At 69.9% G+C, this 13,829-nt stretch carries 13 protein-coding genes and 1 tRNA gene; 12 read left to right on the plus strand and 2 right to left on the minus strand.

Translation table 11 applies throughout. The features are described 5' to 3' along the window. Positions 1-128: 128 nt before the first annotated feature. The 3 genes from ABT342_RS12695 (at position 129) to ABT342_RS12705 (ending at position 3,693) form a co-directional block, all read left to right on the plus strand. Positions 129-1,817, plus strand: a complete 1,689-nt coding sequence (locus ABT342_RS12695) for a bifunctional 3'-5' exonuclease/DNA polymerase (RefSeq protein WP_351571255.1) — start codon at positions 129-131, stop codon at positions 1,815-1,817. A gap of 111 nt (positions 1,818-1,928) precedes the next feature. Further along, entirely contained in the window at positions 1,929-2,534 is a 606-nt protein-coding gene (locus ABT342_RS12700) for a LysE family translocator (RefSeq protein WP_351571571.1), read from the plus strand. 442 nt (positions 2,535-2,976) lie between these two features. After that, positions 2,977-3,693, plus strand: coding sequence for a helix-turn-helix transcriptional regulator (locus ABT342_RS12705; protein ID WP_351571258.1), 717 nt, complete (start codon positions 2,977-2,979; stop codon positions 3,691-3,693). Between the two features lie 254 nt (positions 3,694-3,947). On the opposite strand, the gene ABT342_RS12710 is transcribed toward ABT342_RS12705, so the two are convergent. After that, positions 3,948-4,829: a UbiA family prenyltransferase gene (locus ABT342_RS12710; RefSeq protein ID WP_351571261.1), complete on the minus strand. Its 882-nt coding sequence runs from the start codon at positions 4,827-4,829 to the stop codon at positions 3,948-3,950. A gap of 378 nt (positions 4,830-5,207) precedes the next feature. Here ABT342_RS12710 and ABT342_RS12715 point away from each other — a divergent pair, with 378 nt between their 5' ends. The 9 genes from ABT342_RS12715 (at position 5,208) to ABT342_RS12755 (ending at position 13,495) form a co-directional block, all read left to right on the plus strand. Further along, positions 5,208-5,960, plus strand: coding sequence for a YqcI/YcgG family protein (locus ABT342_RS12715; protein ID WP_351571264.1), 753 nt, complete (start codon positions 5,208-5,210; stop codon positions 5,958-5,960). Positions 5,961-6,041: 81 nt separating this feature from the next. Continuing rightward, complete coding sequence (locus ABT342_RS12720; RefSeq protein ID WP_351571267.1) at positions 6,042-6,866, plus strand: arginase family protein; 825 nt, start codon at positions 6,042-6,044, stop codon at positions 6,864-6,866. Positions 6,867-7,123: 257 nt separating this feature from the next. Next, positions 7,124-8,101: a cysteine synthase A gene (cysK, locus tag ABT342_RS12725; RefSeq protein ID WP_351571270.1), complete on the plus strand. Its 978-nt coding sequence runs from the start codon at positions 7,124-7,126 to the stop codon at positions 8,099-8,101. Between the two features lie 92 nt (positions 8,102-8,193). After that, positions 8,194-9,309: a homoserine O-acetyltransferase MetX gene (metX, locus tag ABT342_RS12730; RefSeq protein WP_351571273.1), complete on the plus strand. Its 1,116-nt coding sequence runs from the start codon at positions 8,194-8,196 to the stop codon at positions 9,307-9,309. A gap of 44 nt (positions 9,310-9,353) precedes the next feature. Next, positions 9,354-10,100 (plus strand): SDR family oxidoreductase, encoded by a 747-nt coding sequence (locus tag ABT342_RS12735; RefSeq protein ID WP_351571276.1) that lies wholly within the window; start codon positions 9,354-9,356, stop codon positions 10,098-10,100. A gap of 68 nt (positions 10,101-10,168) precedes the next feature. Next, positions 10,169-11,101, plus strand: a complete 933-nt coding sequence (gene dcsG / locus ABT342_RS12740) for a D-cycloserine synthetase (RefSeq protein ID WP_351571278.1) — start codon at positions 10,169-10,171, stop codon at positions 11,099-11,101. Further along, positions 11,098-12,048 (plus strand): DMT family transporter, encoded by a 951-nt coding sequence (locus tag ABT342_RS12745; protein ID WP_351571280.1) that lies wholly within the window; start codon positions 11,098-11,100, stop codon positions 12,046-12,048. The genes dcsG and ABT342_RS12745 overlap by 4 nt, the downstream gene beginning before the upstream one ends. A gap of 498 nt (positions 12,049-12,546) precedes the next feature. Continuing rightward, entirely contained in the window at positions 12,547-12,933 is a 387-nt protein-coding gene (locus ABT342_RS12750) for a helix-turn-helix domain-containing protein (RefSeq protein WP_502965521.1), read from the plus strand. A gap of 4 nt (positions 12,934-12,937) precedes the next feature. Next, positions 12,938-13,495: a PIN domain-containing protein gene (locus ABT342_RS12755; protein ID WP_351571285.1), complete on the plus strand. Its 558-nt coding sequence runs from the start codon at positions 12,938-12,940 to the stop codon at positions 13,493-13,495. Positions 13,496-13,631: 136 nt separating this feature from the next. Here ABT342_RS12755 and ABT342_RS12760 read toward each other — a convergent pair. After that, a tRNA-Thr gene (locus ABT342_RS12760) sits at positions 13,632-13,705 on the minus strand. Positions 13,706-13,829: the final 124 nt, after the last annotated feature.

Genomic DNA, 13,829 nt, shown 5'->3' on the forward strand with positions numbered 1-13,829 from the left:
TCACGCTGATGGAGCCTACCCGGGGGCCGCGCGCCGGCTTCCTGGCCGCCGCCCCCGTCACCGTCGGCGCGCGGGCGGTGGGCGCTTGCTCGGGTGACTGTCAGTGGCGGGTGCCACAATTCGAGACCATGAGCGAAAGATGGGCTCTGGACAGCACCGAGGGCGGCGGGGCGCGGCTCGCCCCCCTCGGACGGGACGGGCTGCCCGCCGGTCCCGTGCTGACCGAGCCCGATCTCGTGGCGGCGGTCAGGGGGCGGCCGGACGTCGCGCGGTGGGTGTGGCGGTCCACCGCCGAGATCTGTCCCCGGCTGCTCGCGGCCGGGGTGCGCGTCGAGCGGTGCTACGACATCGAGGCCGCCGAGCTGCTGCTGCTCGGGCACGAGGGACGGCTCGGCGAGCCCCGGTCGGCGGCGGCCGCGTGGGCGCGGCTGCGGCACGCGCCCGTGCCGCCCGATCCGCCGCCCCGGTCGGCCGAACCGGGCTCGCAGTCCTCGCTGTTCGAGCCGCGGCCGGTGAGCGTGCCCTTCGAGGGCCTCCTGGAGGTCTACGCCGACCAGCTGCGAAGACACGAGGCCGCCGAGCACCCCGGCCGGATGGGATTGCTCACCGCGGCCGAGTCGGCGGGCATGCTGGTGGCCGCCGAGATGCACCGGGCGGGGCTGCCGTGGCGGGCGGACGTGCACCGGGAGGTGCTGCACGAGCTGCTCGGGGAGCGGTACGCGGGCGGCGGCGAGCCGCGGCGGCTCGCGGAGCTGGCGGACGAGGTGTCGGCGGCGTTCGGGCGGCGGGTCCGGCCGGATCTGCCGGCGGACGTGGTGAAGGCGTTCGCGCAGGCCGGGATCAAAGTGAGGTCGACCCGGCGCTGGGAGCTGGAGGAGATCGACCATCCCGCGGTGGCGCCCCTGATCGCGTACAAGAAGCTGTACCGGATCTGGACGGCGCACGGCTGGAGCTGGCTCCAGGACTGGGTGCGCGACGGCCGCTTCCGCCCCGAGTACGTGCCGGGCGGCACCGTCTCCGGCCGCTGGACCACCAACGGCGGCGGGGCGCTCCAGATCCCCAAGGTGATACGGCGCGCGGTCGTCGCGGACGAGGGCTGGCGGCTGGTGGTGGCCGACGCCGATCAGATGGAGCCGCGCGTGCTCGCCGCGATCTCCCGCGACCCGGGCCTGATGGAAGTCGCGGGCCACGACGACGATCTGTACAGACGGCTGTCCGACCGGGCGTTCTCGGGCGACCGCGACCACGCGAAGCTCGCGCTGCTCGGCGCGATCTACGGCCAGACGAGCGGGGACGGCCTCAAGAACCTGGCGGCCCTGCGCCGCCGCTTCCCGCTGGCCGTGGCGTACGTGGACGACGCGGCCCGCGCGGGCGAGGAGGGCCGCCTCGTGCGCACCTGGCTGGGCCGCACCAGCCCGCCCGCGCCGGGCGCGGACGAGGACGGCGAGGCGGGTCTGCCGCAGGAGGCCGGTTCCCCTCCGGAAGGCGAAGGCGGCGAATTCGTCCCCGGCTACGCCTCGACGAACCGGCGCGCCCGTGGCCGGTTCACCCGCAACTTCGTGGTCCAGGGCAGCGCCGCAGACTGGGCCCTGCTCCTGCTCGCCGCGCTGCGCCGGGAGCTGGCCGGCATGCGGGCGGAGCTGGTCTTCTTCCAGCACGACGAGGTCATCGTCCACTGCCCGGCGGAGGAGGCGGCGGAGGTGGTGCGGGCGATCGGCTCGGCGGCGGAGCTGGCGGGGCGGATCGCGTTCGGCCAGACGCCGGTGCGGTTTCCGTTCACGACGGCGGTGGTGGAGAGGTACTCGGAGGCCAAGTAGGACGCCGCGACCGTGGCGCCTGCGCGGCCTACGGACCAGTGGACAGGGACCTCTTTGGACCTGTCCATCGGACCATTGCGCCCGCACAGTCGAGGCATGAACACCGACACCATGAGCATCGAGTTCCTGCTGACCTCCCTGATCGTCGTGGCCACGCCCGGCACCGGTGTGCTCTACACCGTCGCGGCCGGCCTCTCGCGCGGCGCACGTGCCGGCTACGTCGCCGCGATCGGCTGCACGCTCGGGATCGTTCCGCACATGCTCGCGGCGATCACCGGGCTCGCGGCGCTGCTGCACACGAGCGCCCTGGCCTTCCAGGTGCTCAAGTACCTGGGGGTGGCCTACCTGCTCTACATGGCGTGGAGCACGCTGCGGGCCAGGGGTGCGCTCACGACCGACGAGGACGCGACTCCGCGCTCGGCGGCGAAGGTGATCGTCTCCGCCGTGCTGATCAACCTGCTCAACCCGAAGCTGACGATCTTCTTCCTCGCGTTCCTGCCGCAGTTCGTCGGGCCGGGCGAGTCGAACGCGCTGCTGCGCATGGTCGAGCTGAGCGCCGTCTTCATGCTGCTGTCGCTGGTCGTCTTCGCCGGGTACGGGAAGTTCGCGGCGGCGATCCGGCACCGCGTCATGTCCCACCCGCCGGTGCTGGCCTGGATGCGGCGCGTGTTCGCGGGGGCGTTCGCCGCGCTCGGGGCCAAGCTCGCGCTCACCTGAGGCCGGGCCGCGGTGGCCAACCTCCTTGAAATGTCCGCCCGTTCAACGCGTCGTGATTCAACCAGAAGCAGGGCAAAAGGGCATGGCGGCTTTCACCCTGCGCGGCGACGCCGCCGACCGGCGCGCGCGGATCCGTAGGCCTTGGTGCACCACCCGGACCGGATGGTCACTCTCCGAAGTGATCGCCGAGCTCCGCCGCACGACCGTCGCCGCCCGTTTTCTGCCTCACCAACCCCGTTCGACCCACCCCCACGAGGACCCGCCCCGCCCCGGATACATGGGCTATAGCCAGCCACTATGACGCAGCGTGACTACTGATCCCGCTAATTGGATCTTCCCTTTCGGGGGAGCCGACGGGATGTTAGTTTGCCCACCCACATCACGCTGAGAGCGTCGCCCGGGACAGGCGGCTGCGACGCTCCGTGGCCGGAGGGGGACACCCGTGGGTCGTCAGGCGGCTGCTCAGCAGCTCCGTACTGCCACACCCGAGATCATCGAGGCGTACCGGGCGGCGCTGGGACGACTCGGCAGTCCGCTGGTGTCCCGCGAGGACATCTGGCGGCAGTGCCGTCACCAGGCGCAGAACATCGTGGCCGAGTGCGCGCAGGCGCTCGAGGCCGGCCAGCACGCGGAGACCCCGGGGGTCGGCGAGTACTCGCGGCTGCTCGGGGCCCATCGCGTCGTCCAGCGGGTTCCGGTGTCCGAGTCGGTGCGGGCGGCGGAGGTGCTCTGGCAGGCCATGCAGGGCGCGGTCGCGGAAGCCGTCGACCGGGTGCAGGCCGAGCAGCGGCTCGCGGCGACGCAGACGGTGACCACCGCCTTCCGGGCCGCGGCCGGAAGCCGCCTGTACCAGGGGATCCGGGGGTACGAGGAGGCTCAGCGGCCGCCCGCACCCGAGGTGCGGGAACAGGACCCCGGGGTGCCTGCGGACGCCGTGGATGCCGTGGACGCCGCGAATGCACAGGCCCTCGACCTGCTGACGCTGCGGGAGCGGCAGATCCTGGAGGCGGTGCGCGCGGGGCTGACGAACCGTCTGATAGGCCGCCGGTTCGAGATCAGCGAGGCGACCGTCAAACGCCATCTGCACAACGCGTACCGCAAGCTCGGGGCCGGCTCCCGGGTGCAGGCCCTCAACAAGGCGTTCCCCGGGCAGGGTTGACCTCGACGCGGCGCGCGCGGCTATGGGTCCACCTGGCTGGCGCGCGCTCGCCCGTGGGTCACCCGGCCGCGGCGCGCGCGGCTGTGACTCGCCGGGCCGCGGCGCACCCCGGCGCGGCCCACCCGGCGGATTCTCACCTCGCCGTATCTGACGCTGCCGCCTCTCAACGTCACCGTCTCTCACCTCGCCGCACCTCACGTCACCGCCCCTCACCTCGCCGCACCTCACGTCACCGCCCCTCACGTCGCCGTATCTCACCCGACCGCGAGCGCGGGCAGCATGAGCAGGTTCGCGACGTACTGCGTGACCATGAACGCCCGATAGGCGCCGCGCCGTTGCTGCCGATCGGCGCTCTCCCGCCGGGCGTCGCGCACCACCCGGGCGACGACCCATACCGCCCCCGCCGCCACCGGTACCGTCCCCACGAGAGCGAGCGGGGCCCACAGGGCAGCCGCCACCGTCCCGGCCGCGCCGACCAGCACGGCACCCGCCACGGCCAGGGCCCGCGCCGCCGCCACACCGTGGACGACCGCGACGGTGCGCCGCCCGCCGGCCGCGTCCCCGCCGGCGTCCCCCAAGTCCTTGACCAGGGAGCCGACCAGGGCCATCCAGGCCGTCATCACGCACCCGAACACCGCGCCCGTCGCGGTCCACCCGGAGCCGGCCGCCGCGACCCCGGCCGCGTACGAGGTCGCACCCAGACCGAACACCACCAGCGCGCAGAGCACGCTCGACTGCTTCGCCCGCACCGGAGGGGCCGAGTAGGCCCAGCCGAGCAGCAGGAAGCCCACCACCCACACGAGAACCCCGTTCCCCGCCAGCGCTCCGAGCATCAGCGCGGCGCCGGCCAGCAGGGCCGTGACCACCGCGGCCGTGCGGACCGGGAGGTCTCCCCGGGCGATCGGTCGCCGGGAGCCGTTCGCCCGGTCCTCCCGGACGTCCGTCACCCCGTTGAGCAGGTACGCGCAGGCCACGGCGCACCACCAGGACGCCATGCCGAGCACGGTCCGCCCCGCAGCCTGCGGCAGCTGAACGGCGGACACCGAGCCCACCGCGCCCACCGCGCCCACCGCGAACCGCAGCAGAAACACCAGCTGTACCGAGGGGCGCGCCTCTGACCAGCACAGACGCGCCATTTCTGTCGCGGTACGCCATCGGAGATCCAGCGCGCGAGCCGGACCGGAAACACTCACGTAAGCACCGGAATTGATCACGGCCGCAGCCTAGGAATGGCCTCGGGCGCATCGCCATACAACCATCGGCGTACACGGTGTACACCCCCACTGAACCCTTGGTGGCAATGCGTTGTGACGCCCGGAATTCGTGGGGCACGATGGGCGACACCGCAGCCCGGAGAAAACGAATTCGGCTGCCGCGGCGGGGGTGCTCAAGGCGCCCGTACCGAAGTCTCCGCATCCGCGAATTCTCGGAGTACGCGGAATGGCCCGGGAAAGAGCGCCACCCCTCTCACCCCCTCATTCGACATGGCAGGGACCGTAAAAATGGATACTCATATGGAAAGGTCGCAGCCGCCCACGAAACTGATCTCACAGAGACACGTCCTCGACGGCGGCGAGGGATGGCACCGCGCCGCCTTCGAAGAGATCGCAGCACGTCTCACCGGGCCGGGCTTCCCGTGCGTCTTCTCCCGGAACGCGTTCCGGAAGGAGCTCCTGAAGTTCGTCTTCGTGGAGAGCGCCGGGAGCGACGGCATTCGGCACCTGGCGGAGGCCCTCACCGAGTACGTCGAGCTGTCCCGGGCCTGGGACGGTCGGCTGGACACCGCGTATCCGCTGGTCGTGACGTTCTCGACGGAAGCCGTGACCGCGCGCACCGTCGAGGAGTACCACTCCTTCGGCTGGCAGGTGCTGCAGGAGCTGCATCATCTCGATCCCGCGCCCTGGCCGGAGGACGTCGGGCAGGACCCGGATTCCGAAGCCTGGTCCATGTGCTTCAACGGAATGCCGTTGTTCTTCAATATGAGCAGCCCCGCTCACCAAAACCGCCGCAGCAGAAACCTCGGCGAATATTTCACCCTCGTCATCAACCCTCGGGAACGGTTCGACGTGTTCGCCGGCGATACGCCGAGCGGCCGCAAGGTCCGCGCGAACATCCGCGACCGAATACACCGTTACGACGGAATCCAGCACTCACCGCAACTGGGCTCCTACGGCACCGGCTCACTCGAATGGTTCCAGTACGGGCTCATCGACGAGAACGCCGATCGAAAGGGCGTGTGCCCTTTCCAGCCCCGCACACGTTCTTAGCCCCACACGCATTTCCAGACCTAAAGAGCTGTCGCCAAAGCATTTGGCAAAGCTGTTGAAACGAACAGGAGGTCCTGACCAATGATCGAGCTCATCGTGTCCCAGGGACGGGTGGCCGACCGGGAACCCCGGATGATCGAGGGCGCCGCCCGTATCGCGCGGGCCCTGGAACATCGCTACGGACTCACCGGCCGGTTCGTCGGAGAGCCCGCGCCGCCCGCCGACGACGACTGGACCGTCAGCCTGCCGCAGGCCGGGGAGACGCTGACCGAGCTGCGCCGGGCCGTCACCGAGAGCATCGGGAACGGCAGCCGCACCGTCATGATCTCCAACACCTGCTCGGCGAGCCTCGCCACTCTGCCGGTCGTGGCCCAGGAGCACCCGGATGCCGTGGTCCTCTACATCGACGGACACGGCGACTTCAACACACCGGAGACGACCGGCACCGGATATCTGGGCGGGATGGTCCTCGCCGGCGCGTGCGGGCTCTGGGACAGCGGCCACGGCGCCGGCCTCCGCACCGGGCAGGCGATTCTGGTCGGGGCACGCGACATCGACGAGGCCGAGGGCGAGCTGATCGCGAAGCACGGCGTCCGGGTCATCCCCCCGGCGGAGACGACGGCCGAGACCATCCTGGAGGCCGTCGGCGATTCCCCGGTGTGGGTGCACATCGACTGGGACGTACTCGAACCGGGACATGTGCCGGCCGACTACACGGTTCCGGACGGCCTGCTCCCCCAGCAGATCCGGGCGATCTTCGACGCGATTCCGCCGGAGCAGCTCCGCGGCGTCGAACTGGCCGAGTTCAACGCCCCGTTGGACGACGCGCTCAGTGAGCAGGCGGTCGCGACGATCCTCCACATGGTCGCCCCCGCCTTCGAGAACACCCCGCCGGCCAGGGCCTGATCCGACAGACACGACAGACAGGCCGTGGTCCGGCCGAAAGCTGCCCTGAACACCTGCGACGGGCGCGCCGCGGCCGCCGCCGGACTCCCCTCCCCGGCGGCCGCCCCCGCCGAACCGATCCCCGCGGCCGAACCGATCCCTCCGGCCCTCGATCCTCCGCCGAACCGATCCCTCCGGCCCTCGATCCCGGCCGGCACCACTGGCCCTCGATCCCCCGGCCAGCACCGCTGGCCCCGCCTGCCAAGGAGTACTTTCCGATGCCTCTCCACGACAGCATCCTCGACACCATCGGCCGCACCCCGATCGTCAGGCTGAACCGCATGGCCCCCTCACACACCACGGTCTACGTGAAGGTGGAGTCGTTCAACCCCGGCGGCTCGGTGAAGGACCGCCTCGCGCTCTCCGTCATCCTCGACGCCGAGGCGAAGGGGCTGCTCAAGCCCGGCGACACCATCGCCGAGTGCACCTCCGGGAACGTCGGGATCGCCCTGGCGATGGTGGCCGCGGCCCGCGGCTACCGGTTCGTGGCGGTGATGGGCGACACGTACTCGGCGGAACGGCGCAAGCTGATCCGGGCCTACGGCGGCAAGGTGATCCTCTTCCCGGGCCACCTGGGCAGCAGCGGCGGCAACCGGATCGCGGACGAACTCGCCGAGAAGCACGGCTGGTTCCGGGCCAACCAGTTCGACAACCCCGCCAACCCCGCGTACCACCGCGAGACCACCGCCTCGGAGATCCTCGGCGACTTCGCGGGCAAGCGGCTCGACTACTTCGTCACCGGATTCGGCACCAGTGGCACCCTCACCGGCGTCGGGCAGATGCTGAAGACGGCCCGCCCCGGGGTGCGGGTCGTCGCCGCCGAGCCGGACAACGCCGCCGTGCTCGCCGGGCAGGAGTGGAACGTCCACCGGATCCAGGGCTGGGCCCCGAACTTCGTGCCGGGCGTGCTCGACCGGAGCGTCATCGACGAACTGGTGACCGTCGACGAGGTGGAGGGGCGCGACACCGCTCGTCGGCTCGCCGCCGAGGAAGGCATCTTCACCGGCATCTCGGCAGGCGCCACCCTGGCGACCGCGCTGCGCGTCGCCGAGACCGCGCCGGCGGGCTCGGTGCTCCTCGCCATGCTCCCGGACACCGGCGAGCGCTATCTGTCCACGTTCCTCATGGAAGGCATGGCCGAGGGCTCGGACGACGAGTGGCTCGCCTCCTTGGAGACCGGTGACGGCGGGGCCTGACCCCGGCACACGGCCCCTTCGCCCGCTGCTCGCCGAGCTGCCCCTCGCGGCACACCTTCACCCGGCAGGAAACAGACACAGGAAACAGACACATGAGGGAATTCATCCCCCCCGCGGCCCGTTTCGCCGACCTCCCCGCAGAATTCGCCATGCGACGGGGCGGAAGGCTGACCGGTGCGCGCATCGCGTACGAGACCGTCGGACGGCTGGCCCCGGAACGCGACAACGCCGTCCTGATCCTCACCGGCCTCTCGCCCGACGCCCATGCGGCCTCCCACCCGGCGGACACCGACCCCGGCTGGTGGGAGGCGATGGTGGGGCCCGGGAGGCCCGTCGACACCGATCGCTGGTACGTGATCTGCCTGAATTCGCTGGGCAGTTGCAAGGGATCGACCGGGCCCGCCTCGATCGACCCCGGCACCGGCGAGCCCTACGGCCCCGGCTTCCCGGACCTGTCGATGGAGGACATCGCCGACGCCGCGGCCCACACGGTGCGCGCGCTGGGTGTCGACCGGCTGGCGTGCGTGATCGGCACCTCCATGGGCGGCATGAGCGCGCTGTCCCTGCTGGCCCGGCATCCCGGCCTGGCCCGCGGCCACATCAACATCTGCGGGGCGGCGCGCGCGCTGCCGTTCTCGATAGCGATCCGCTCCCTGCAACGTGAGGCGATCCGGTGCGACCCACTCTGGAACCAGGGCCGGTACGACGACGGGAACTACCCGCAGCGCGGCATGTTCACCGCGCGCAAGCTCGGCATGATGACCTATCGGTCGGCCCAGGAATGGGACAGCCGGTTCGGCCGGGCGCGCATCGCACCGGAGGACCGCGCGGACGACGACCCCTTCGGCCATGAATTCCAGGTGGAAGGCTATTTGGAGCGTCATGCCCGGCGCTTCGCGCGGCGTTTCGATCCCAACAGCTATCTCTGCCTCAGCCGTTGCATGGACCGGTTCGACCTCGGCGAGTCCTGCGGCGGCACCACCGACGAGGCCCTCTCCCGTATCCGCCTGGAGAAGACGCTGGTCATCGGGGTGGAGACCGACATTCTGTTCCCGCTGCGACAGCAGCGGCAGATCGCCGACGGTCTTTCCGCCGGCGGCGCGGACGTCGAGTTCCTGGCACTGGATTCACCGGAGGGCCATGACGCCTTCCTGATCGACACGGCCCGTTTCGGGACACCCGTAGCGAAATTTCTGACCGCGCTCTAGCCGGACGATTCCGCCCTCCCTCTTTCCCTGTCCTGGAGAACCACATGCCCGAGCAACCGTCCAGACTCGCCCTCGTCACCGGCGCCAACCGGGGCATCGGCTTCGAGACCGCGCGCCGGCTCGCCTCCGCCGGTATCCAGGTACTGCTCGCGGGCCGTGACCGCGAAGCGGTCACGGCGGCCGCGAAGAAACTGCGGAGCGACGGCCTCGCCGCCGACCCGCTCGTCCTCGACCTCACCGACCCGGAGAGCATCCAGGCCGCCGCCTCGGAGGTCGACATCGGCCATGGCCGCCTCGACATCCTGGTCAACAACGCCGGCATCCGGATCGAGGAGTACGGAAAGCAGCCGTCCGAGCAGCCGATAGAGCAGTGGCGCGAGACCTTCGACACCAATCTGTTCGGCGTCGTCGAGGTGACCACGGCCTTCCTCCCGCTGCTCCGCAGGTCCACGGCCGGACGGATCGTCAATGTGTCCAGCCTGCTCGGCTCGCTGACCACGCACAGCGACCCGGAGTCGTATGCGTACAGCCCCATGTTCAAATCGCTCCCGGCCTACAGCGCCTCCAAGAGCGCGATCAATTCCTGGACCGTCCACCTGGCCTACGAACTACGCGGGACACCGGTCAAGGTGAACGCCGTGCACCCCGGTTACACCAGGACCGGAATGAACGACGGTGCCGGCGATCTCGATGTCACGGACGGAGCGAGGACGAGCGTCACGATGGCTCTCCTCGGCGACGACGGACCGACCGGCACCTACACCCACAGGGGAGAAACCGTCCCCTGGTAGCAACCCCGGAACGGCAGTCCCCCTTCCCGTCTTCCCGTCTCCCCGTCTTCCCTCATTGGAGTCACCCGATGGGCAACCATCTGGCTTTGGTCACCGACGAGACCAGCATTGCCATTGATTACGACATGCCGTTGCTGCTCGAGGCCTGCCAAACGGCCGGCATCAGGGCCGAGATTTGTTCCTGGCGAGATCCGGACATCGAATGGGACCGCTTCGACGCCGTCCTGCTGCGTTCTCCGTGGAGCTATGTGGAGAGCCTTCCGCAGTTCCTGGAATGGTGCGAGTACGTCACCGATGTGACGACCCTGTTCAACCCGCTCCCGGTGGTGCGGTGGAATCTCGACAAGCGCTACCTGGCCGATCTGGCCTCGGCCGGCGTACCGGTCGTGCCCAGCGGCTTCGTGGCCCCCGGCGCTGACCCGGCGGCGGCCGTACGGGCGTTCGTCGCCGGGCACGACCAGGCCCGGGAGATCGTGGTGAAGCCGACCGTCGGCGCCTACTCCCGGGACGTGCAACGCTATTCCCGGTCGTCGGGGGCCGAGGCGGCGGCCCACGTCGCCAAGCTTCTCGACCAGGGCTGCCACGTCATCCTGCAGCCCTACCTGGACTCGGTCGATCACGACGGCGAGACCGACCTCATCCACTTCGACGGCGTCTACAGCCACGCCATCCGCAAGCGCGCGCTGCTCCGCCCGGACGGCACGGTCGACGAGCCGACGCAGGAGGCCCGCACGGCCCGGGAGGCCGCCGGGGACGAACGCGCGGTCGCCGCAGCCGCGTTGGACGCCGCGGCCGCGCACCTGGAGCTGCGGGAGCCACTGCTCTACGGGCGCGTCGACCTCATTCGCGGCGCCGACGGAAAGCCCCTGGTTCTCGAACTCGAACTTTGCGAACCATCATTCAGCATGCCGTTCTCGGAAGCCTCCGCCACACGATTCGCGCAGGCCATCTCCGTACGGCTGGAAGAAATTGCTCTCAAGCGGAAGAACGGACAGTCATGACGGCACAGCAGGGTTCCCTCACCCCTGTCACCACAGCCCCCGTCTCCACAGCCCCTGCTGCCACTGCCCCCGCTGCCACACCGGCGGTCTCCAGCGGCACCCTCTACGCCGCGCTCGGCGTGATCAGCTTCTCCTTCAGCTTCCCCGGCACGGTGTGGGCGCTCGACGGATTCGGGCCGTGGAGCGCCATCGGGGTACGCGGCGTCCTGGCCGCCGTCATCGCGCTCGCCGCGCTCCTGATAACCCGGGCGCCGCTGCCGAAGCGCGCGGACTGGCCCGCGCTCGCCGTCGTCGCGGGCGGCTGCGCGGTCGGCTTCCCGCTGCTGACCACGCTCGCCCTGCAGACCTCGTCCACCGCGAACTCGGCGGTCGTGATCGGTGCGCTGCCGATGGCCACGGCGGTGTTCTCCGCGGTCCTCACCCGGCGCAGCCCGTCGAAGGTCTTCTGGGCCGCGGCCGGCGTCGGAGCGGCGACGGTCATCGTGTACACGCTGTCGCAGAACCACGGCCGCCCGACCGTCGCGGACCTCTACCTCTTCGGCGCCCTGGTGGTCTGCGCGGCGGGCTACGCCTTCGGCGGACGGCTCTCCGCAGCGGGCATGCCGGGCTGGCGCGTCATCGCCTGGGGCGTGGTGCTCGCCGCCCCCGTCAACCTCGCCGTGACCCTGTGGGCGCTCCCGCACGAGCCCCTGCACTTCACCACGAAGGCCCTGCTCGGCATGGCCTACATCGCCGGCATCTCGCAGTTCGGCGGATTCGTCGTCTGGTACAAGGGCATGGGCCTCATCGGCGTGGCGAGGGCGAGCCAGCTCCAGCTGGCGCAGCCGCTGCTGACGCTGGTCTGGGCGGTCCTCCTGCTCGGCGAGCACATCACCACGGCCGTCCCGCTCACCGCCGCCATCGTCCTCACCTGCATCGTGGTCACCCAGCGGGCCAGGACATCCTGAGGCCGAAGCAGGACGGGGCGAGGACACCGGTGCTGCCGATGTCCTCCCCCTCGACCGCGAGCACGGAAAAAACCCCAGGTCAGAAGTATCTGACCTGGGGTTTCACTGGAGCCGCCTTCGGGATTCGAACCCGAGACCTACGCATTACGAGGCCCCACAAGATCATCCCGGCTGGTGCCGGGCGATGCCGCCGGATTCGGTTTCCCCTGACCAGTCGGGCCACACCTTTGATCAGCGTGACGCCCAGTCCATCCCAGTACCGCCCAGTCCGCTCACGTAACGCTCACGCAGGCGGGGCCCCGGGGAAGGGCGTCGACACCCACCCGCCTGACCTGAATCGGTTGCGCTTGCTTCGATTATTGCGGATACTTCATTGAGGGAGTCGCACGGGGCGGCCTCCTGGTCACGACGCGAAGGGATGGTCACGCCATGAGCGCCTCGACTGCTCGGGCCACGCCCCCCTCCGGAGCGAATGCCGATTTCGCGGCCCGGGCCCTGATGCCTGTGAAGAGATCCCTCGCCCGCTCCCCTCATGCCGAACGGATCCACTTCCGGATCGAGGATGCAGATGCCGATCTTGAGCTGCCCCGCGAGGCCGTGGAACTGCTGGCGACGGTACTGAGCCACATGGCCGCAGGCCGCGCCGTCTCCATCGTCCCCGAACACGCCGAGCTGACCACACAGCAAGCCGCTGACATGCTGAACGTGTCCCGGCCGTTCCTGATCGGACTCCTGGACGCCGGCGAAATCGACTACCGGAAGGTCGGCACCCACCGCCGGATCAAGGCACAGTCCCTGCTTGAGTACCAACGCCAGGACGACCAGAAACGACGGGCGGCAGCAGACGAACTGACGGCCCTGAACCAGGAGATGGGGCTGATCTGACCCCGTGGCGTTCATCGTCGTCTACGACGCCTGCGTCCTGTACCCAAGCACGCTGCGCGACCTGCTGATCCGCATAGCCCAAGCTGGGCTCGTGCAGGCCAAATGGACCGAACGGATCCTCGATGAAGTCTTCACGAATCTTCAGGCCAACAGGCCAGAGCTCGATCCTGCGAGGTTGACCCGTACGCGCGAGCTGATGATGCGCGCTGTTCGGGACTGCCTCGTCAAGGATTACGAGCCCTTGGAGTCGGTACTGGACCTGCCGGACGCCGACGACCGTCACGTGCTCGCTGCCGCCGTCAAGTCCCGGGCTCAACTCATCGTCACGAACAACCTCAAGGACTTCCCTGACGAGACGCTGAGTACATGGAACGTCGAAGCCGTCTCCGCCGACGACTTCGTTCTGGCCCAGATCGACCTCGATCGCCAGAGGGTTTTTGCCGCTGTCCAACAGATCGCCGACTCGTGGCGAAATCCGCCCGGGGTCGCGGGCGATGTGCTCGATCGCCTGGAGCGAGACGGCCTCCTGGAGTCGGCCGCAGCCCTTCGCGCCGGCCGATAACTCAGGGCCAGTTCCCCGATCCGGCGCTCACGCATGCTCACGCACGGGGTTCCAGGCTCCGGCCACCACATGCCCGCGCACGTAACGGAAACGCAAAAACCCCAGGTCACAGGCTATGTGGCCTGGGGTTTCTCTGAGCCGCCTTCGGGATTCGAACCCGAGACCTACGCATTACGAGTGCGTTGCTCTGGCCAACTGAGCTAAGGCGGCAAGCTGCCGATAAACCTCTCCCGGCAGGAGCAGGTTCGCATCAGCAGCGGCGCTAAGTCTACAGGGTTCCTGAGGGTGCCCCGAACCAGCCCGCATTGACCCGCATCGACCCGCCCAGCGCGCA

The sequence above is a fragment of the Streptomyces sp. NPDC000410 genome (genome assembly GCF_040300305.1).
In the GTDB taxonomy this organism is placed as follows: domain Bacteria; phylum Actinomycetota; class Actinomycetes; order Streptomycetales; family Streptomycetaceae; genus Streptomyces.

Coding starts and splice junctions, on each gene's coding strand:
- dcsG (WP_351571278.1), top strand. CDS start 10,169: ATGGGCAACCATCTGGCTTTGGTCACCGACGAGACCAGCATTGCCATT.
- metX (WP_351571273.1), top strand. CDS start 8,194: ATGAGGGAATTCATCCCCCCCGCGGCCCGTTTCGCCGACCTCCCCGCA.
- ABT342_RS12710 (WP_351571261.1), bottom strand. CDS start 4,829: ATGGCGCGTCTGTGCTGGTCAGAGGCGCGCCCCTCGGTACAGCTGGTG.
- ABT342_RS12700 (WP_351571571.1), top strand. CDS start 1,929: ATGAGCATCGAGTTCCTGCTGACCTCCCTGATCGTCGTGGCCACGCCC.
- ABT342_RS12695 (WP_351571255.1), top strand. CDS start 129: ATGAGCGAAAGATGGGCTCTGGACAGCACCGAGGGCGGCGGGGCGCGG.
- cysK (WP_351571270.1), top strand. CDS start 7,124: ATGCCTCTCCACGACAGCATCCTCGACACCATCGGCCGCACCCCGATC.
- ABT342_RS12745 (WP_351571280.1), top strand. CDS start 11,098: ATGACGGCACAGCAGGGTTCCCTCACCCCTGTCACCACAGCCCCCGTC.
- ABT342_RS12750 (WP_502965521.1), top strand. CDS start 12,547: ATGCCTGTGAAGAGATCCCTCGCCCGCTCCCCTCATGCCGAACGGATC.
- ABT342_RS12735 (WP_351571276.1), top strand. CDS start 9,354: ATGCCCGAGCAACCGTCCAGACTCGCCCTCGTCACCGGCGCCAACCGG.
- ABT342_RS12715 (WP_351571264.1), top strand. CDS start 5,208: ATGGAAAGGTCGCAGCCGCCCACGAAACTGATCTCACAGAGACACGTC.
- ABT342_RS12720 (WP_351571267.1), top strand. CDS start 6,042: ATGATCGAGCTCATCGTGTCCCAGGGACGGGTGGCCGACCGGGAACCC.